The sequence below is a fragment of the Mucilaginibacter sp. JRF genome, from assembly GCF_015223065.1.
Lineage (GTDB): Bacteria > Bacteroidota > Bacteroidia > Sphingobacteriales > Sphingobacteriaceae > Mucilaginibacter.
Genome location: NZ_JADFBY010000003.1, coordinates 450,863 through 469,485, shown reverse-complemented (window position 1 = coordinate 469,485; position 18,623 = coordinate 450,863). Strand labels below are relative to the sequence as shown.

Sequence of the window (18,623 nt, the reverse complement as noted above, 5' to 3'; positions counted from 1 at the left end):
TTTAAAAGTTAAACAATCAGGGCCTCAACCATCACCTGCTCGGCCGCCGGTACATTTACCGTTACAGCCGCCGCGTTAGGTTTTAAGCTTAGCACAGGTAATCCGCTTTTTTGTATCAGCACAGCCGGATCAATGCTCGATTTATTGATCTTGCCGGCATAGCAATGCTTAACATCAAGCACCTGGCTCACATCGTTATCTTCCAAAAAGTTTTTGAACATGCTTAGCGTGCTGCCATACAAAAACTCCACCTTAATGGCGGCTATTTGCGGGTACTGCTGTTTTAAGGCAGTGCAGCCGTTATAAAACTCATCGCTCACCTGTTCGTACTCACGGCTTCTTCTTGAAAGCATCAGCAGATCGGTAACCGAGTCGGACAGTTTGAACATGTGGATAAAGATGAAGCTGAGTTTTTCCTCATTCATCTGTTTGCACACCAGGGGTATCGCTTTTAATGCCTCTATGTTAAAATCTGTCGGAATCAGTACGGTTTGCATGGGCTTAACTTTAAGTGTTTATGCCTTAGTGAATTACCAATACAATTTTACGACAGACTAATTAGAGCGATTTAAGACAGAAATTAGAATTTTATTAGATTTTGCAGACGATGAGCGTCGCCAACTTTAATATTGGTGCCGACAAATTCCCCATTCTCTAATAAATACTGCATCCGGATGGATTTTTATTAGAAAAATATTAGAATGAGTGGACGTGTTTTAAATATTAGGCGATCAGTTTAATGATAATGTATGGTAAACCCATTGATACCGCTAACGAATAAATAGCATCAAGCCAAAAGAAAGAACCCAGCGCGCCTAAGTATATAAAACCAACTATAGGGGCAACAATGGCTTTTGAAAACCATGAGCTTTCCTCTGATTTCATTACGCCATTCCATAACGATGAGGCATCGCCGGTGCTGGGGAACGCGTGCATGCCTATGGATATGGCCAAATACATCAGCAAATAATCAATAATATTGGCCGAGTCGAACTTAAATTGCAGCGAGGCCGACATGCCCAGTATAAAGCATATAAGCGTGTTAATAATAAATGGCCCTACCGATATAAATACCGTTTGATAGGTTTTTTTAGCCGGTTCGTGCAGTACATAGCCTACCGGGTTTTGTGTGCGAAAATAGCAAACCTCAAATACCGGAATTTTAAACCACCTGCAAAACAGCTGATGGGCAAGTTCGTGAACAATTACACCCGGAAATGTTACTATGCTGATGACGATGCCTGGAATAAACATATTAATTAGTATTATCTGTACTGTAGTGATCCGTTAAGGATAGGGCTTATCCTATCTCTTATTGTATTATCGCCGCTTATAGTGGCAAGATTCTTAATTTTGTTGAAGGTCGCGTCGGCATCTTTTTTATGGCCGGTGAGGTAATCTGTTAAAGCTTTAGCCTCAAGTGCAAGGTCGCTATCTGGATCAATGGCCATGGCTTCATCAACATACTTACGGGCGCGCTCGTCATTTTTACGTTTTAGTTCGATACGTGCTTTTTGCGATATGGCATAAATATCCTGATGGTTTATCTTTAGCATATCATTACAATAAGCCAGAGCTTTATCAAACTCCTTTAACTCGCGCTTAGTGGCCGATAGTAAACGTATAGCGATCTGCGATTCAGAATTAATACTTATTGCTTCAAGCGCCAGTGAGTCTGCCGCTTTATATTCCTTCAGATCGTACAAAGCATTGGCAACAACAATTTTTAGCTGGATGCTTAATGAGTTATTCTCTTTAACCAACTTTAATAATGCTGGCTTGGTGTTAGGCGTGGCGGCAACTTTGGTGTTAACTACGGTATCATTAACCATATTCTGATCTAAAAAGGCCAGCGCGCTTTCTACATTTTTAAGCAGCTCCGTTTCGTCGTCAAAATCCTTATTTTCTATCTTGGTGTATGCCGGGCCGGTTTCGGCCATATCTAAGTTATAGATAGAGGCAATAACCATGTTTGCATTAGCGATAAGCCCGTCAGGTGCATCGGCCAATACTTTTTTCAGCTCATTCTCTGCCGTTACGTAGTTTTTAAGTTCGATGGCTTTTTCGGCACGCCCCAGGTGTATGGCTGCGCTAATGTACTTTTGAGTACGGAAAATACTCAGTACCATAACCAACAAAATACCTGCCGCGAAATACTTTAGCCAGTTAGGTATAGGATACTTAATTAGCGATGCACGACAATCGGTACATAAATTTATTGGGTAACCGGCCTCAAATGGTTTGGCCTGGCATTGTACACAAAGATCAGGATTATGCTCGTGGCTTTCCTGTTGAGCGGTTGGGGTAATATCAGTTTGTGGTTCCATAAAGTTTAGGAGCCACTAATATACAAACAATTAGGTTGGGCGCAAATATTATATCTCGATATCGCCGGCGTATACCTGCTTGGCCGGACCCTCTAAAAATATATCGGTATAGCGCTCGCCATCGTAATTAAAGCGGATGTTGAGGTCGCCGCCTAATACTTTTACGGGGGTGGTAATTTGCCCGGTTTGATTGTTATGTGCAGCCATGGCTAATGCTACGGCGGTTGCACCGGTACCGCAGGCAAAGGTTTCATCCTCAACGCCGCGTTCAAAGGTGCGCAAAAAGTAACCGTCGGTATCGGTAAGGGGTTCAACAAAGTTTACGTTGATGCCCTGGGCACAATAGGTTTCGTTATTGCGGATTGCTGAGCCTTCGGCAAATACATTCTTATCTTTCAGTTGCTGCGCAAGAGTAACATAATGCGGCGAACCGGTGTTAAGCACATAAGCCTCACCATCACGGGTTATCTGTTCAACATCTATCATTTGCAGGCTTACCCAGGTACCCTCTGCTGAAATTTTGGCATAATGCGGGCCATCAACTGCCACAAATTCGGTTTCGTTTTCTATAACACCTAAAAACTTGGCGAAGGCCACAATGCAACGGCCGCCGTTGCCGCACATACTGCTCGGGTTGCCATCGGCATTATAGTATACCATCTCAAAATCGTAACCATCGGCATTTTGCAAAAACATGATACCATCGCCACCAATACCAAAACGGCGGTCGCATAGGCGCGCAAGCAGTTCAGGATCATGATGATCTACAATATTTTCGCGGTTATCAACCAAAATAAAGTCGTTACCGGCGCCCTGGTATTTATAGAAATGCAGCTTCACAGCAATAAGTGTATTAATTTAAGCGTAATATTACTACATATAAACTTAAAAGCTGTCATCTACCTGTTAAATCAGGTTTAACATATTTTAACAAATTTCGCAATAACAACTCGTTGTTCTTACCGTCTATATGGTATTATATTTGAACATTGTATTATAACCCAAGTAAAAGAATAATTATCTAAATAAAAATGAAAAGAGTTGGTTTAACATTATTAGCCGCCTTTGTAGGTGGTGCAATGGCGTTAGGCACATACAAGTTCTTCGACAAGAAGAGTGCTGACGATATGACCTTTGAGGAACGCCAAAAAGTATACTTTACAAATAACCCGGTAACCGTATCCTCAGCCGGATCGGTTGACTTTACACAGGCCGCGGCAGCCGTAACCCCGGCAGTGGTATATATACGTACTACCTACGCAGCAACACAAGGCAATGGCGGCGGCAATTCGTTCGACGATATGTTTGGCGATTTCTTTGGCCAGCGTATGCGCCCTCGCGGCCCGCAACAGGCATCAGGCTCGGGTGTTATTATCTCGCCCGATGGTTACATTGTAACCAATAACCACGTGGTTGAAAAGGCCGACAAGATCACCGTTAACCTGAACGACCACCGTACCTTCCAGGCTAAAGTAGTAGGTACCGATCCAAGTACCGATCTGGCCCTGATCAAAATAACCGGTAACGATCTGCCTATAGTAAAACTGGGTAACTCTGATGATGCCAAGGTTGGCGAGTGGGTATTGGCTGTAGGCAACCCTTTTAACCTTAACTCAACCGTAACCGCGGGTATTGTTAGCGCTAAAGGCCGTAACATTGGCATCATCGGCAGCGAAGATAATGAGGAGAACAGCAACCCGTTCGGTATGCGCCAACAGCAGGCTCAGCCTAAGCTGAACAAGGCTATCGAATCATTCATACAAACCGACGCAGCCATTAACCCTGGTAACAGTGGTGGTGCGTTGGTAAATACCAAAGGTGAACTTATCGGTATCAATGCCGCTATCGCTTCGCACACCGGCTCGTACGAAGGTTATGGCTTTGCCATTCCGATCAATCTGGCTAAAAAGGTATTGAATGATATCAAACAGTTTGGTTCGGTAAAACGTGGTTACATTGGTGTGAACTTCAGAGAGCTTAATGATGATGCCGCGAAAGATCTGGGTATTAGTCGCAACACAGGTTTATATGTGAATGATCTGGTTGAGGGTGGTGGCGCGCAAGCAGCAGGTGTTCGCAAAGGCGATATCATCACTAAGGTTGAAGGCACTCCGGTTTACGAATCATCAGACCTGCAAGAGCGTGTAGGCCGTTTACAGCCCGGCGATAAGATCAACATCACCGTACAGCGCGATGGCAGCGAAAAGAATTTTGCCATCACCCTTAAGGGTGAAGCCGCAAGCCCTAAAACAGCCGCGGTATCAAAATCAGCTGAGGAGTTGTTTAATAAATTAGGCGCGAGCTTCCAGCCGCTATCAAAAGAGCAAAAAGCTAAATTCCATGTAAATAATGGTGTAGTAGTAACGCAGGTTCGTCCGGGTCGTTTATTCTACGAAACCGAAATACCTGTAGGTTCAATCATCACCAATATCAACAAGCAGCCAATTAACAGCATTGCTGATATTGACAAGGCGATAACCAACCTGCGCAACGGTAACCTGATTATTACAGGTATATACCCTGACGGAACAAGCTTTAACAACATGTTCCAGGTGCAATAAGTAAAATGTAATTGATTAATTAGTTTGAATAAAAAACGCCCGGTAACAATGCCGGGCGTTTTTGTTTTTATGGGTAGATGAATTAGTGCGTATTTTCCAGATCGTACACCTGCATTTCATCAGCGCTTGGGCCGTAGCTGCCTGGTATAGGTATATCAAGTAAACGAAGAAACACACCCAGCTGCGCACGGTGGTGCACCAATTGGCAAAAGGTGGTACGTATCATTTCGGCACGGCTACAGGTTACGTATATAATGTCGCCATTGCGCAGTGTCCAGTCGGGTAACAGATCGTCCTCGGTAGCTTTTTCAAGGCTGGCCTGTGCGCCTGCCAGGCCTTGCTCAAACAACTCGATAGCGGCTGAAACACTTGGGCAGTTGTGTTCGGTATAACCGTTTTGGGCAAAATCAAGCCCGGTGGTATTAAGCACCATGGTTACCCAGGCTGGTAGCTCGCCAATATGGCTTGATAGCTGGCGCAAGCTCATGCTTTTTGGATGCGGGCGCCAGTCCAGTTTATCTTCAGGAATAATGCTTAACATTTTACGGGTGGTAACAGCTTCCTCGGCCATCTCCTTTAATAACATTGGGATAATTTTCATGATGATCATTTTTTGGTTTGTTGATTCAAAGTAACTACCCGGTAATGACAGCCCTATGTCAACAGGAAAATTCAAAAACTAAAAAAAATTTAATGCTTTTATAAAAAGACCGATGAATGATGCTAAACCAAATAGAAGCCCATGCAATTATTTTATAGTAAATGTTTTACTGTGCAGATAAAAAAACCAATCGATTTCATCAAAAATTTGATGGTTAAACATAATATTTTATACCTTTTTAATGTTTTTACATCATAACGGGCAACAAAAACATTTTAGCAAGCTAAAATCAGCCCAAAAAGAAATTTTTTATTGTGAAATATACAATATTGAGTTTTTTGTATGATTTTGTTGTTTTTTTATGACATTAACAATGGTTTGTTAAATATGTTACGATATGCTTAATTGTGATAAAATATATTTGAAAAATTTTTAAAAAATATTTGCACGAAATTAAACTTAGTGTTATCTTTACACCGTTGAAACAACAACACAAAATAGTCTTCTCATAATTTAGGTTTATAATTGGTTAGTAAAGGCCTCCTGCCCATCAGGAGGCTTTACTTTTTTAAGGCATTTCCTATTAAAAAATCAGGCCATCAATTCATTTTAAAAGCAAACTGATTGCAAAAAGTTGCGTAATAGGTATATTAAGGGCATTGTTTGTATTGGTAGTTAAATAACGGAGTATTTAATAACGGTATAGAGCTCATGATATAATTACATTACTACTTACATCTACATTCAGCATGCGAATTTTAAATTCAGTAAAAGCGCTGTTCCGCAATATGTATCGCTCATTTTTAAATGAGCCGGGCATACATAAAACAACCGGCGAACAAGGTCTTGTTTACTGGCAGAATAAACTTTTTGCTACCGCCATTTTTTATGCCTTACCTGTTAGCCTGTTTGCTTTAATACCCAGTATTATATTACAGCTGGAGGAGGGGCATACCAACATTGTTATATTTAATATAGTGGCCCTGGCTGTTGTTGGCCTTATTGCTTTTAATAAGCGACTGAGCCTGCACCTGCGCAAAATATTGATAGCCGCGCTAATTGCCCTGTTCGCCATTATCATGATGGCTTTTATGGGCTCGTTCACTATGGGTTGCATTTACCTTTTTCCGCTGAGTATTTTTGCCGCGCTGCAATTCTCAAACCGGGTAGCTTACTTTTTTGTGGGATTGAATTTTTTGATATGCGGGGCTTTTGCGTTGATATTTTGGCTAAAACCATTTAATCTGCCCGAATTATTCAAAAATCTATCACTAAACCACTGGATCATCTATTCGGTCAATTTTATATTTATGGATCTGGTTGTGGTAATGCTGATCCGCATGTTGCTGAACGGACTTGATCGCACAATGCTGAAGGAAGCCTTTTTACACCGGGAGCTGCAAAAGGAACTACAGGAAAAAAATGTACGCAACGAGTTGCTCAAAGAATCAGAAGCGCATTATCGTACCTTGTTTTTTCAGAGCCCGTTACCTAAGCTAATATTTGATGTGGCCACCCTGCGGTTTTTGCAGGTAAACTATGCCGCTATAAGCAGCTACGGTTATACCGAGGATGAGTTTTTGAATATGAAGCTGTCCGACATTCATCACGCCGGGCAAATACCCGACCTGATGCGGGCGGTCGAAAAATCGGCGGCGGAACATGCTTCATATAAAACACAACATTCGCGCAAGGATGGACAGATGATACACGTAGAAGTTAGGCGCAGCGATATCCTGTTTCATGGCGAAAGGGCACGACTGGTTATTGTTACCGATATTACTGAACAGATAAACCATACCCGCGCTATCGAGTTAAAGAACGAAAAGCTGGAGGAGATAGCCTACATGCAATCGCACGTGGTGAGGGTGCCCCTGGCCAATATAATAGGTATCACCGACCTGATAACCCAGCAAACCAAAACCGGCGAGGAGCGTGAACTTTACGATCATCTGGATCGCTCCGTAAAACAGCTTGATAAGGTAGTTAACCAGATTGTGAGGCATGTGGAAGAAGTTTTGCCCGATCAAAAATAGGGCATTCACACATTCAAATTTTATACCTTATATATATAGGTATAAAATGAAGTACCTATCATACCTGTTATAGCAGGTGTATTTCGATGATATTTATAGCCTTAAATTGTAAAGCTTATAATTATATGCACCTATTTAGCTTAATGAGCTCTCATTAAATAGTATTTTTTAAAAATATTTCAAAAAAATATCTTTTCTATTGAAATTATTGTGATATTGCAATGAAATTCAAGTGCTTGTTTCAATAATTTATTCTTTTATAGAGTAAATTATGATTTAATTCTTCACTTAAATTTAATGTTCTTTAAATGACATGTCATTTTTATTGATTGAATTATAAATAATGATATATAATGTTGCTTTTGTTTTGCGATAGGCCTACAGAATTGTAAATAACTAAAAGAAAAGCTTGCGAAATTGATTTTTTGTGAGTGGATTTTCAAAAATATTAACCCCGATTACAAATTAACCCTAACTAAAAACACAAGATGAAAAAAATCCTACCCTTTTTACTGCTGGTGGTAGTAGTAGTGCTGGCACTGATCTATCCGTCAGTAGAGGTGACCACGATCGCCGACAGCAAGATCGACAGCGGCGATACCGCCTGGCTACTCGTTAGTACCGCGCTGGTACTGATCATGACCCCCGGCCTGGCCTTCTTTTATGGCGGTATGGTAAGCAAAAAGAACGTACTCTCTACCATGATGCAGAGCTTTGTCTGTATGGGCATCATCACCATCCTGTGGGTGGTGTTCGGCTTCAGCCTCGCCTTCGGTAAAGACATGTTCGGCGGCTTTCTGGGCGACCCTTCTACCTTCTTTATGATGAAGGGCATGCTGGGTAATGACACCTGGCCGCTGGCTCCTACCATCCCATTGGTACTGTTCGCCATGTTCCAGTTAAAGTTCGCGGTAATTACCCCGGCGCTGATCACCGGTGCCTTTGCCGAGCGTATCCGCTTTAACTCTTATGTGATCTTCCTTTGTTTGTTCATGATATTCATCTACGCGCCATTGGCTCACGCTACCTGGCACCCGGATGGTTTCTTCTTTAAATTAGGCGTACTGGACTTTGCCGGTGGTACCGTGGTACACATGTCGGCAGGCTGGGCGGCTTTGGCCTCAGCCATCTATCTGAAACAACGTACCGATAAGGCACACGCTCCTGCCCGTATCAGCTACGTACTTTTAGGTACCGGTTTACTGTGGTTCGGTTGGTTCGGTTTCAATGCCGGTTCGGCATTGGGCGCTAACCCGCTGGCGGCAACCGCTCTGGGTACTACTACTACCGCTTCAGCGGCAGCGGCTATCGCCTGGATCTTCTTTGATATGCTGCGTGGCAAAAAGCCTTCAGTAGTTGGTGCCTGTATCGGCGCGGTGGTTGGTCTGGTGGCCATCACTCCTGCGGCCGGTTTCGTAACCATCCCGCACTCATTGATCGTAGGTATCGTTGCCGCGGTGGTAAGTAACCTGGTGGTGATCTGGAGGACTAAGACAAGCATTGATGATACGCTGGATGTATTCCCATGCCACGGTGTGGGTGGTATGGTAGGTATGCTGATGACCGGTATCTTCGCCCATGTGAACGTGAATGGTGGCAATACTACCGGTAACGGTTTGTTCTATGGCGAGACTTCGTTGTTCACCAAGCACCTGATCGCTTTGATCGGGGTATCGATATTCGCTTTCGTGGGTTCATTGATCCTGCTGAAGGTGACCGACCTGATCTCGAAACTGCGTGTTACTCCGGAGGAAGAAGCTATCGGCCTTGATGTGAGCCAGCATGATGAGGAGTTGTAAGTATAACTGAAATCAGCATAAAGAATCTTTAATAAATATTAACTGACCATTGTATTTATTTACGGCTGCCCCACCAGGTGCAGCCTTTTTTGTTTTCAGGCTTTTATATTTGTTAACGTATGAGGGTTTATAAAATATGCTGGCTGCTACTATTATCGTTCGGGTTATCATTATCCGCCTTAGCGCAGGATGTTAAGGTAGCCGCCGCCGCCAATCTGCAAAGCGTGATAAAGCCGCTTGCCACCGAGTTTAAAAAACAAACCGGCATCAGCATAACGGCTATTACCGGCGCATCGGGCAAGTTAACGGCTCAGGCCATGAACGGCGCGCCTTATGACATCTTTCTTTCTGCCGATGTAGACTTTGCCGAAACACTATATGCTAAAGGCTTTGCCATTAACAAGCCCGTTGTGTACGCCTCGGGCAGTTTGATACTATGCAGCCAAAAGCCCATCGACGCGAAAAATTGGAAAGCGTTATTGAATGATGCGGCTACTCAAAAGATCGCGATAGCAAACCCGGCCACTGCCCCCTATGGTAAAGCCGCTACCGAAGTTTTGCAACATGAAAAACTACTCTCGTCCCTAAAACCCAAATTGGTTTATGGCGAGAGTATATCGCAGGTAAACACTTACATTACAACCGGTGTTGTACAGGCAGGCTTTACTACGGAGGCATTGGTTAAAGATCCGCAGCTTAAAACCAAGTTGTACTGGATAGCAATGGATGGCAAACTATACTCGCCCATTAAACAAGCTATGGTGTTGTTGAAGGACGGTAAAGAGCAAGCCGCTGCCAAAAAGTTTTACAATTTTATATTAAGCCCCGCCGCGCAACGCATTTTTAAACAATACGGCTACAAAACACAATAAATGGATCTGTCACCGGTATGGTTGTCCCTTAAGCTTGCCACAGTAACAACTATTTTGTTGCTGATGATGGGTTTGCCATTGGCCTGGTGGTTATCCAAAAAACGAACCGTGTTGCGCATGCTTGCAGAGGTATTGTTAACTATGCCGCTTGTGTTGCCGCCATCGGTATTGGGGTTTTACTTGTTGCTGGCTTTTAGTCCGCAACAGGGGTTGGGCAAATGGCTGCACAATGTTTTTGATGTGCAGTTGGTATTCTCGTTCCCCGGGCTGGTGCTGGCATCGGTAATATACAGTCTGCCATTTATGGCGGGGCCGGTAAGGTCGGCGTTGCAGCAGTTACCGCCGTCGTTGGCGCAGGCATCGTACACGCTGGGTAAATCCGAATGGCAAACCTTGAGGCATGTGTTGCTGCCTAATATAAAACCGGCCTTGCTCACGGCAACGGTACTAACCTTTGCCCATACACTTGGCGAGTTTGGCGTAGTGCTGATGATAGGCGGCAATATACCCGGTGTTACAAGGGTTGCCTCGGTAGCTGTTTATGATGCCGTTGAGCAAATGGATTACAGCCTTGCCGCCAACTACTCGTTAACGTTATTCGCTATCACCTTTGCGCTGTTAATGGGGGTATTCATCTACAACAAAAACCAGGTTAAAACCCCGCTGGAATGATAGAGATTGACATTGAAAAAAAACTGAATATTTATGGCGGCGGGCAAATGCTAAAATTCTCCGGACAGATGCCCATGCACAGTGTCACTAAAATAGCGGGGCCATCAGGCGCGGGCAAAAGTACCTTGCTCAAAATAATCGCCGGTCTTGCTACTCCCGAAAAAGGCCGTGTTGTAGTTGATGACAAAGTTTGGTTAGATGCAGAGAGCGGGATAAACCTGTCCCCACAAAAAAGACTTACAGGCTTTGTTTTTCAGGATTATGCCCTGTTCCCGAACATGACCGTGTTGCAACATCTGCAATATGCTACCCATGATTCGGCCTGGATAGATCGATTGTTAACCATTGCCGAGATGCAAGCATTCTCATCACAAAAACCGCAGCATCTGTCCGGCGGGCAACAACAGCGCCTGGCCGTCATCCGCGCGTTGGCTATAAAGCCTCAATTAATGCTGATGGACGAACCTTTTTCTGCACTGGATGCCAAAACCAAAGCGAGGTTCACGGCCGCGTTAAGTTCACTGTTTGATGAATTGAAGATGACCGCCTTGATAGTAAGCCATAATCCGCAGGAATTGGATGCTTTTACAGGCGATGAAATAACTATCGGCGAGTAATATCAGGGCGCTTTAGCTACGATGATCTTGCTGAGGTTATGCAGATACCGGCGACCGGTTTTAAAATCCTTAGCGGATAGCATTTGTATACTCTCGGGCATGGCATTTATGGCGATGCCGTTCTTTTCAACCAACAGATACACGGTTTCGCCCACGGTGGTATTGTAAAGCTCATTCCACGAGTAAACCACCTTGTAGCCATCGCTGGCCACGCAAACAAAATAGAGCTCGCTCAACAGCTTGGGGCTGCTTACATTGAACTTGGTATGGCTCAGCACATCGGTCAGTAAAACGCCTTTCAGCTTTTCATCCTTATGCTTGAACGAGCCGGTGTGACTGGTAACATTCAAACTATCGATATTGTAAACTTTATACTGTTTAAGCGAATCCAAATTAATGGTTTGCTCTTTGGCTACCACACCGCTGATCACAAAACTTTTGGTTTGCTGCGCGAAAACATTGGCCGTACTGATAATCGCCAGCAAGCAAAGCATCCACTTTTTAAATTCCATGCCAACTACCTTAAGATTTTCTAAATTATATTTTGATAAAAATTTTACCGCGCAATATTTGATTGCAAAGCCGTAAAACGTTTTTACAACTAATGGCGTTTATTTATTAACGAACCGCAACTTATAACAATAAATTAGAAAGTGTTATTATTACAATAATATTGCTCAATAAGAGTTATGTTTGCAGTGTAGGCAATCGATTATAATGTTTTTTAACATTAATAATCAGATAGCCGCAGCCCCGGTTCTGATATCAGAAACCAGGGCAGCACAATCCGCCGCGGAAACGCGGCATATTCATTTGGCTTTTTTTCAATAAAAAGTATAGTTTAATTTAATTGGTTACCCGCAAGGCGCGAGGCTTAGCGGGTTTTTTATTGCCTTAAACTTTACTTTATCTTGCGTGCGGTTACACCCTCGTTAGTGATCTTAACCGGCTGTATTTCGCCTTTTTCGTCAAAATATATCCTGTCAATACAAGTAGCACGGTGGTTGCCATCAGTTTCGGTAAGCGGGCGGCGGTGGTAAATAATGTACCATTCGTCAGTACCCGGAATGTTCACCATGGAGTGGTGGCCTGCACCCGTAGCAATTGTAGCGTCTTGTTTCAGTATGGTGTTTATGCGTTTGAAAGGGCCTACCGGCGAATCGCCAATGGCGTAAGCCACACGGTAATCAGGGCCCGTCCATCCACCTTCGCTCCACATAAAGTAGTATTTGCCTTTGCGTTTAAACATTACCGGCCCTTCAACATAACCTTCAGGAGTTATTGATTTGTAGGTTTCGCCATTTTCAAACGGAATAAAGCCTGTAAAATCCTTATTCAGCTGGGCAATGTTGCAATGGCCCCATCCGCCGTAAATAATGTAGTATTTGCCGTTATCATTAAACACGAACTGGTCAATAGGTTGTGCCTTGTTGATGATCTTATCGATCAGTGGCTTACCCAGATAGTCCTTAAACGGCCCGGCAGGTTTGTCGCTCACCGCAACACCAATACCGCCGTACTCATTGTTGTTCTGAATATCATTAGCGCCGAAGAAAAGGTAGTATTTACTGCCCTTTTTAGTAATAGCCGGAGCCCATAGCGCGCGCTTAACCCATTTTAAGGATGAGGTATCAACAATGCTTGGGTGCTTTGTCCAATGTACCAGATCGGTTGATGAAAAGGCATCAAACTTAACCTGCTGATCGTAAGGTGCAGAGTAAGTTGGGTACACCCAAAACGTTTTACCAAATATTACAGCTTCAGGGTCGGCATACCATCCCTCAAATATAGGGTTGCCTGATGTTTCCTTTTTTTCCTGGGCCGATGCAAAGTGTGTTGTTGCTGCAAGCACGCCCATTAAAAGTATAGTTCTTAATTTCATTGGTTATTGGTTGGTTTCTTTTTGTTATTGTTAAAGCGTTTCTTTTTGCGCTTAAAATTGCTTTTCTTTTCTTCGGTAAGCACCGGCGCTTCGCCCAATTCTTCGGGCAGTGGTTTTTGCTCGATGGTTTTTTCTATCAGCGCCTCAATGCTTTTAAAACGACGCAGGTCGCGCTGGTTTACCAAGGTGATAGCCGTACCTGTAGTAGCGGCACGTGCTGTACGGCCTATACGATGAATATAATCCTCCGGATCGGGTGGTACATCGTAGTTGATCACCAGGTCTATCCCCTCCACATCAATACCGCGCGAAAGGGCATCAGTACCGATGATGATCGGCAAACTCTTGTTCTTAAATTCAAGCAATATCTGTTCGCGCTCGGCTTGTTCCAGATCGGAGTGGAAGGCGCTTATCTTGAGGTTGCTGCGCTTAAGGTCTTTGTAAACCTCTTTAACCTTATCCTTGGTTGATGAAAAGATGATGATGCTGGTATAATTACCATCGCGCAGCAGCATTTTTACCAATCCGTTTTTTTGCTGATCGGCAACATAATATACCTGCTGATCAATACCCACCGCCGGTTGCGATACGGCGATGTTTATTTGCTGCGGATTATGCAACACCGTTTTGGCCAGCGAACGTATGCGCGGCGGCATGGTGGCCGAAAACAGCAGCGTTTGCCTTTTTTTAGGCAGATAGCTGATGATGCGTGTAATATCGTCCTGAAAACCCATATCCAGCATACGGTCGGCCTCGTCAAGTATCAGGTGGCGTATGTGGTTAAGCTTTAACACGCCCGATGTAAGGTGGGCTATCAGCCTGCCGGGTGTAGCTATAATAATGTTTACATTATTTTGTATGCCGCGGCGCTGCTGCTCGTAAACAATACCATCGCCACCGCCAAATACCGCCAGCGAGCTAAGGCCCGTAAAATAGGCCAAACCTTCAACCTGCTGATCTATTTGCTGGGCAAGTTCGCGGGTGGGGGTAAGTATAAGCGCAGTAGTATAGTGTTTGTGTTCCTCGGTAATAAAGTTCAACACAGGCAGCAGGAATGATGCTGTTTTGCCGGTGCCGGTTTGGGCGCAGGCTATCAGGTCGTTACCTTCCATAATAACCGGTATGGCCATTTCCTGTATGGGCGTTGGCTTGGTATACCCCATGCTTATAACGCCTTCTAATAAATCACTGTTAAAATTAAAATCCTGAAATGTCACTGTCTTTGCATGTAGGTGAGTGCTGCAAGATAACAAAAATTAATTTATACTATTAACGAGGTATTTACATACCTGTGGCGGCAACTTAACGTTCATAAAAAATGGTATCTACTTTTTTACACGCCTGCTTTCAAATTGTAAAGCATCTATATAAAAAAGCAATATATTTACCGCACCTACACTTACATGCACACAAAAAACTTATTGAAATAAACTATGAAAAGATCATTAGCGGGCATTGCTGCTGTATTATTATGTAACACCGCATTTGCCCAAACAGTACCAACAACCGGCGCAACCGCCCCTGTAAAAGACAAAAAAGGGTGGATAACTTTATTTGATGGCAAAACCACAACAGGCTGGCACACTTACAATAAAGGCGAGGTTGGCAGCGCATGGACGGTTGTTGATGGTGCTTTAACCCTTAACCCCGGTGCTGATGGCCGCGGCGACCTGGTTACTGATAATGAGTACGAAAACTACGAGCTTACCCTGCAATGGAAAATTGCCGAAGGCGGTAACAGCGGTGTTATTTTTGATGTGAACGAAGACCCTAAATACAGCTACTCGTTTTTAACCGGTATTGAAATGCAGGTGCTTGATGATGTTAAGGCCGAAGATAACAAGCAGGAAAATCACCTTGCTGGCTCATTGTATGATATTATCGCTCCATCAAAAAAGGCTAAACCGGCGGGTGAGTGGAACACTATCAAAATACGTAAAAAAGATGGCCAGCTTACTTTTTGGATGAATGGCAGCAAAACGGTTAACGTAAAACTTTGGGGGCCGGAGTGGAAAACTTTGGTTGAAGGCAGCAAGTTCAAATCGTTCCCGGCGTTTTCAACCTACAAAAAAGGCCATATAGCCTTACAGGATCATGGCAACACGGTTTACTACCGCGATATCAAGATCAAACAACTTTAATATTTTATAGCTTTTTATATTTTGCCGGGAGGACAGGCATGAGTGAATTTCAGATAAAAAAATCGACCGTTGTTTATGACGCAGTGATCGTAGGTTCGGGAGCAGGTGGCGGCATGGCCGGTTATGTATTGGCTCATGCCGGTTTAAAGGTATTGATGCTTGAGGCGGGGCCGTTTTACGATCCCGCTAAAAACTCCGACCAGCTGCGTTTTAGCTGGGAATCTCCGCGCCGTGGCGCGGGTACTACCCGTCCCTTTGGCGATTTTGATGCCGCCTTTGGTGGCTGGGAGCTGGAGGGCGAACCTTACACCACTAAAAACGGCACCGATTTTCAGTGGTTCCGCTCGCGTATGCTGGGTGGGCGTACAAACCACTGGGGGCGTATATCATTACGCATGGGCCCCAAGGATTTTAAACCTACCGACGGCCTCACCGAAGAATGGCCTTTTACCTATAACGAGATAAAGCCATACTACGATAAGGTTGACCGCCTGATAGGCGTTTTCGGTACGGTAGAGAATATTGAAAGTGAACCCGACGGTATATTCTTACCCCCACCGGCACCAAGGCTTAACGAGCTTTTTATAAAAAAGGCGGCTATTAAGGCCGGTGTTACCACTATACCAAGCCGTGGCTCGGTACTTACCGCGGCGCTGCTGGGTAATAAGGATCGTAATGCTTGCTTTTATTGCGGGCAATGCGGCCGAAGCTGTAAAATTTATGCCGATTTCTCCTCATCGTCATGCCTGGTTATACCGGCGCTGAAAACCGGCAATCTGCAAGTAATATCAAACGCTATGGTGCGCGAGGTGCTGACCGACAAAAACGGACAAGCCTCCGGCGTATCATACGTGAGCAAGGATGATAACCTGGAATACCAGGTTAAGGCCAAAATAGTAATACTGGGCGCCAGTGCCTGCGAGTCGGCAAGGTTGCTGCTCAACTCCAAATCAACAGCGCACCCTAACGGTTTGGCTAATGAGAGTAATGTGGTAGGTAAATACCTGCATGATTCTACGGGATCAAGCGCGTCGGGATTTTTACCGCAGCTGCTTGATCGCAAACGCTATAACGAGGATGGTGTAGGCAGTATACATATTTACTCGCCCTGGTGGCTTGATAACAAAAAGCTCGGCTTTCCGCGCGGATACCATATTGAATATGGCGGCGGCATGCGGATGCCATCATACGGGTTTGGCGCGGGCATGCATAACCGCAACGGCTTAGTGCCCGGGCCTGATGGTAAGATGAAAGAAGCCGGAGGCTATGGCGTAGCCCTAAAAAATGATTACCGCCGCTTTTTTGGTACCGAGGTTTATATGGCCGGCCGTGGTACCGCAATTGCACGTGAGGATAATTACTGCGAGATAGACCCTGATGTGGTTGATAAGTTCGGTATACCGGTATTGCGTTTTCACTACAAATGGGCACCTGATGAATACAAACAGGCCAAACACATGCAGGAAACCTTTAAGGAGATTATGCACAACATGGGCGCTTTAGGTGCCGAGTTTAAGGGCGCTGATACGGGCTATGGTTTGGAAGCCCCGGGCAAGATCATCCACGAGGTTGGCACTATCCGTATGGGTAATGACCCTAAAAAATCGGCCCTGAATAAATGGTGCCAGTCGCACGATTGTAAGAACCTTTTTGTGGTTGATGCCGCGCCGTTTGTGCAACAGGGCGATAAAAACGCTACCTGGACCATACTGGCCCTGAGTATGCGTACGGCCGAATACATTATATCGCAACGTAAAAAATTGAACGTTTAATTTAGTGGGAATATGAACAGGCGCGACTCGTTAAAGGCCCTTGGTTTGGGCACACTATCAACCACCTTATTGCTTGATGCATGTAAACCCAAACCCGAAAAAAAGGTTGTTGCCGAAACTCCGGCAGAGGCACAGCCACAAACACCACCACAGGCAACTGATACCAACCCCGGCAGGCAAGCCTGGGAGATAGAGCGTGATAAACAACTGCAAGCCCAGCGCTTTTTTACTTCGGCAGAGATGGCGGCGATAACCATCCTGTCAGACATTATTATCCCGAAGGATGATAAATCATGCAGCGCTTCGGAGGCTAAGGTGCCCGATTTTATTGAATTTATCGCTAAGGATATGCCCGAGCATCAGGTACCGCTACGTGGCGGCCTGCGCTGGCTGGATGTGCAATGCCTCAACCACTACAATGCCATATTTGCTGAATGTAAGCCCGCGCAGCGTATTGAATTGATTGACCAGATAGCCTATCCCAAAAAAGCTAAACCGGCCATGCGCCAAGGGGTAGCCTTTTTTAACCGCATGCGCGATCTGGTGGCTACCGGTTTCTTCACTTCGCAAATAGGGATGACCGATGTGGGTTATGCAGGCAACGCCCCTAACCCGCAATGGGCAGGCGTACCGGCTGATGTACTGAAACAGTACGGCTTTACCAGTAAAGTTTAATTATTAGCCATCAAGCAAAAAAACAAACAGCTCTTTGGGGCCATGTGCCCCTAACACTAATGTTTTCTCGATATCGGCAGTTCGGCTTGGACCGGTAACATTGGTTATCATACTGGGCAGGTTATTGCCGTATTTATTCTTTAACAGCTTGAACCCATCTTTCAGGTCGAGCACCATTTGCGATGTATAGGCCAGCACAATATGCACCGGCGGGTAAATACTTAGCCTGCGCCCGGCCATGCCCGCGTTTGATAGCATAATGCTGCCATTACGGGCTATCAATGCCTCGCACAAGGTAAAGCCTACCTGCGCCTGATCAAAATCCTTATCGGTTTCAAAATACGGGTATTCGTATTGTTGCAACACCTGTTGCAGGGCGGGTTCCCAGCAATATATCTTGTGCCACTTGCGCTCCTCGGCAAGGGTTAGCAGGTTCTCAATAAATTGCACCTCATCCTCACAAAAAACAAACTGGCCCGATACCGCCGCGAATTGCTCGGCAAACATTACCTCCAGCATATCATCGGCAGGCGGATAAAGCGGCTGATCCTCAAAATTGGGGTACGGATTTTCACGCTTCTCCAACAAGGCCTTGCGGATCTTTTTAAGCAGTTTTTCTTTTGAGGTAGTAATGTCTTTCATCAGTATAAACAACAAAGCCATCCGTT

Annotated in this window: 18 protein-coding genes; 9 read left to right on the top strand and 9 right to left on the bottom strand. The window is 44.7% G+C overall.

Going from position 1 to position 18,623, the window contains the following annotated elements; genetic code table 11:
* Positions 1–8: 8 nt before the first annotated feature.
* The 4 genes from IM792_RS10780 to dapF all read right to left on the bottom strand — a co-directional run bounded on the left by IM792_RS10780 (position 9) and on the right by dapF (position 3,167).
* On the bottom strand, positions 9–497 hold the full coding sequence (locus tag IM792_RS10780; RefSeq protein WP_194101852.1) for a hypothetical protein: 489 nt from the start codon (positions 495–497) through the stop codon (positions 9–11).
* A gap of 226 nt (positions 498–723) precedes the next feature.
* Complete coding sequence (locus tag IM792_RS10775; protein WP_194101851.1) at positions 724–1,254, bottom strand: metalloprotease family protein; 531 nt, start codon at positions 1,252–1,254, stop codon at positions 724–726.
* 11 nt (positions 1,255–1,265) lie between these two features.
* Complete coding sequence (locus IM792_RS10770; protein WP_194101850.1) at positions 1,266–2,327, bottom strand: hypothetical protein; 1,062 nt, start codon at positions 2,325–2,327, stop codon at positions 1,266–1,268.
* Between the two features lie 48 nt (positions 2,328–2,375).
* Positions 2,376–3,167 (bottom strand): diaminopimelate epimerase, encoded by a 792-nt coding sequence (dapF, locus tag IM792_RS10765; RefSeq protein ID WP_194101849.1) that lies wholly within the window; start codon positions 3,165–3,167, stop codon positions 2,376–2,378.
* A 191-nt stretch (positions 3,168–3,358) separates the two neighbouring features.
* On the opposite strand from dapF, the gene IM792_RS10760 reads away from it, so the two are divergent.
* Positions 3,359–4,888, top strand: coding sequence for a Do family serine endopeptidase (locus IM792_RS10760; RefSeq protein ID WP_194101848.1), 1,530 nt, complete (start codon positions 3,359–3,361; stop codon positions 4,886–4,888).
* 82 nt (positions 4,889–4,970) lie between these two features.
* On the opposite strand, the gene IM792_RS10755 is transcribed toward IM792_RS10760, so the two are convergent.
* Positions 4,971–5,489 (bottom strand): DinB family protein, encoded by a 519-nt coding sequence (locus tag IM792_RS10755; protein WP_194101847.1) that lies wholly within the window; start codon positions 5,487–5,489, stop codon positions 4,971–4,973.
* A 749-nt stretch (positions 5,490–6,238) separates the two neighbouring features.
* On the opposite strand from IM792_RS10755, the gene IM792_RS10750 reads away from it, so the two are divergent.
* The 5 genes from IM792_RS10750 (at position 6,239) to IM792_RS10730 (ending at position 11,485) form a co-directional block, all read left to right on the top strand.
* On the top strand, positions 6,239–7,525 hold the full coding sequence (locus tag IM792_RS10750) for a PAS domain S-box protein (RefSeq protein ID WP_194101846.1): 1,287 nt from the start codon (positions 6,239–6,241) through the stop codon (positions 7,523–7,525).
* A 488-nt stretch (positions 7,526–8,013) separates the two neighbouring features.
* Positions 8,014–9,324, top strand: coding sequence for an ammonium transporter (locus tag IM792_RS10745; RefSeq protein WP_194101845.1), 1,311 nt, complete (start codon positions 8,014–8,016; stop codon positions 9,322–9,324).
* A 119-nt stretch (positions 9,325–9,443) separates the two neighbouring features.
* Positions 9,444–10,196 carry a molybdate ABC transporter substrate-binding protein gene (modA, locus tag IM792_RS10740; RefSeq protein ID WP_194101844.1) on the top strand — a complete coding sequence of 251 codons (753 nt, stop codon included), beginning with the start codon at positions 9,444–9,446 and terminating at the stop codon, positions 10,194–10,196.
* Positions 10,197–10,868, top strand: a complete 672-nt coding sequence (gene modB, locus IM792_RS10735) for a molybdate ABC transporter permease subunit (protein ID WP_194101843.1) — start codon at positions 10,197–10,199, stop codon at positions 10,866–10,868.
* Positions 10,865–11,485, top strand: a complete 621-nt coding sequence (locus IM792_RS10730) for an ATP-binding cassette domain-containing protein (protein WP_194101842.1) — start codon at positions 10,865–10,867, stop codon at positions 11,483–11,485. The genes modB and IM792_RS10730 overlap by 4 nt, the downstream gene beginning before the upstream one ends.
* A 2-nt stretch (positions 11,486–11,487) precedes the next feature.
* Here IM792_RS10730 and IM792_RS10725 read toward each other — a convergent pair whose 3' ends face one another.
* The 3 genes from IM792_RS10725 to IM792_RS10715 all read right to left on the bottom strand — a co-directional run bounded on the left by IM792_RS10725 (position 11,488) and on the right by IM792_RS10715 (position 14,530).
* The gene (locus IM792_RS10725) at positions 11,488–11,997 is read right to left on the bottom strand and encodes a molybdopterin-binding protein (RefSeq protein WP_194101841.1); all 510 of its coding nucleotides are present in this window, start codon (positions 11,995–11,997) and stop codon (positions 11,488–11,490) included.
* Positions 11,998–12,386: 389 nt separating this feature from the next.
* Positions 12,387–13,367: a glycoside hydrolase family 43 protein gene (locus IM792_RS10720; protein ID WP_194101840.1), complete on the bottom strand. Its 981-nt coding sequence runs from the start codon at positions 13,365–13,367 to the stop codon at positions 12,387–12,389.
* The gene (locus IM792_RS10715) at positions 13,364–14,530 is read right to left on the bottom strand and encodes a DEAD/DEAH box helicase (RefSeq protein WP_228085018.1); all 1,167 of its coding nucleotides are present in this window, start codon (positions 14,528–14,530) and stop codon (positions 13,364–13,366) included. Before IM792_RS10715 ends, IM792_RS10720 begins: the two co-directional genes overlap by 4 nt.
* Positions 14,531–14,800: 270 nt before the next feature.
* Here IM792_RS10715 and IM792_RS10710 point away from each other — a divergent pair, with 270 nt between their 5' ends.
* The 3 genes from IM792_RS10710 to IM792_RS10700 are packed head-to-tail and all read left to right on the top strand — an operon-like array spanning position 14,801 to position 17,955.
* Positions 14,801–15,508, top strand: a complete 708-nt coding sequence (locus tag IM792_RS10710; RefSeq protein WP_194101838.1) for a DUF1080 domain-containing protein — start codon at positions 14,801–14,803, stop codon at positions 15,506–15,508.
* A gap of 38 nt (positions 15,509–15,546) precedes the next feature.
* Complete coding sequence (locus tag IM792_RS10705; protein WP_194101837.1) at positions 15,547–17,280, top strand: GMC family oxidoreductase; 1,734 nt, start codon at positions 15,547–15,549, stop codon at positions 17,278–17,280.
* Between the two features lie 12 nt (positions 17,281–17,292).
* Positions 17,293–17,955, top strand: coding sequence for a gluconate 2-dehydrogenase subunit 3 family protein (locus IM792_RS10700; protein ID WP_194101836.1), 663 nt, complete (start codon positions 17,293–17,295; stop codon positions 17,953–17,955).
* 3 nt (positions 17,956–17,958) lie between these two features.
* On the opposite strand, the gene IM792_RS10695 is transcribed toward IM792_RS10700, so the two are convergent.
* Positions 17,959–18,597 carry an LUD domain-containing protein gene (locus tag IM792_RS10695; RefSeq protein ID WP_194101835.1) on the bottom strand — a complete coding sequence of 213 codons (639 nt, stop codon included), beginning with the start codon at positions 18,595–18,597 and terminating at the stop codon, positions 17,959–17,961.
* Positions 18,598–18,623 lie beyond the last annotated feature (26 nt).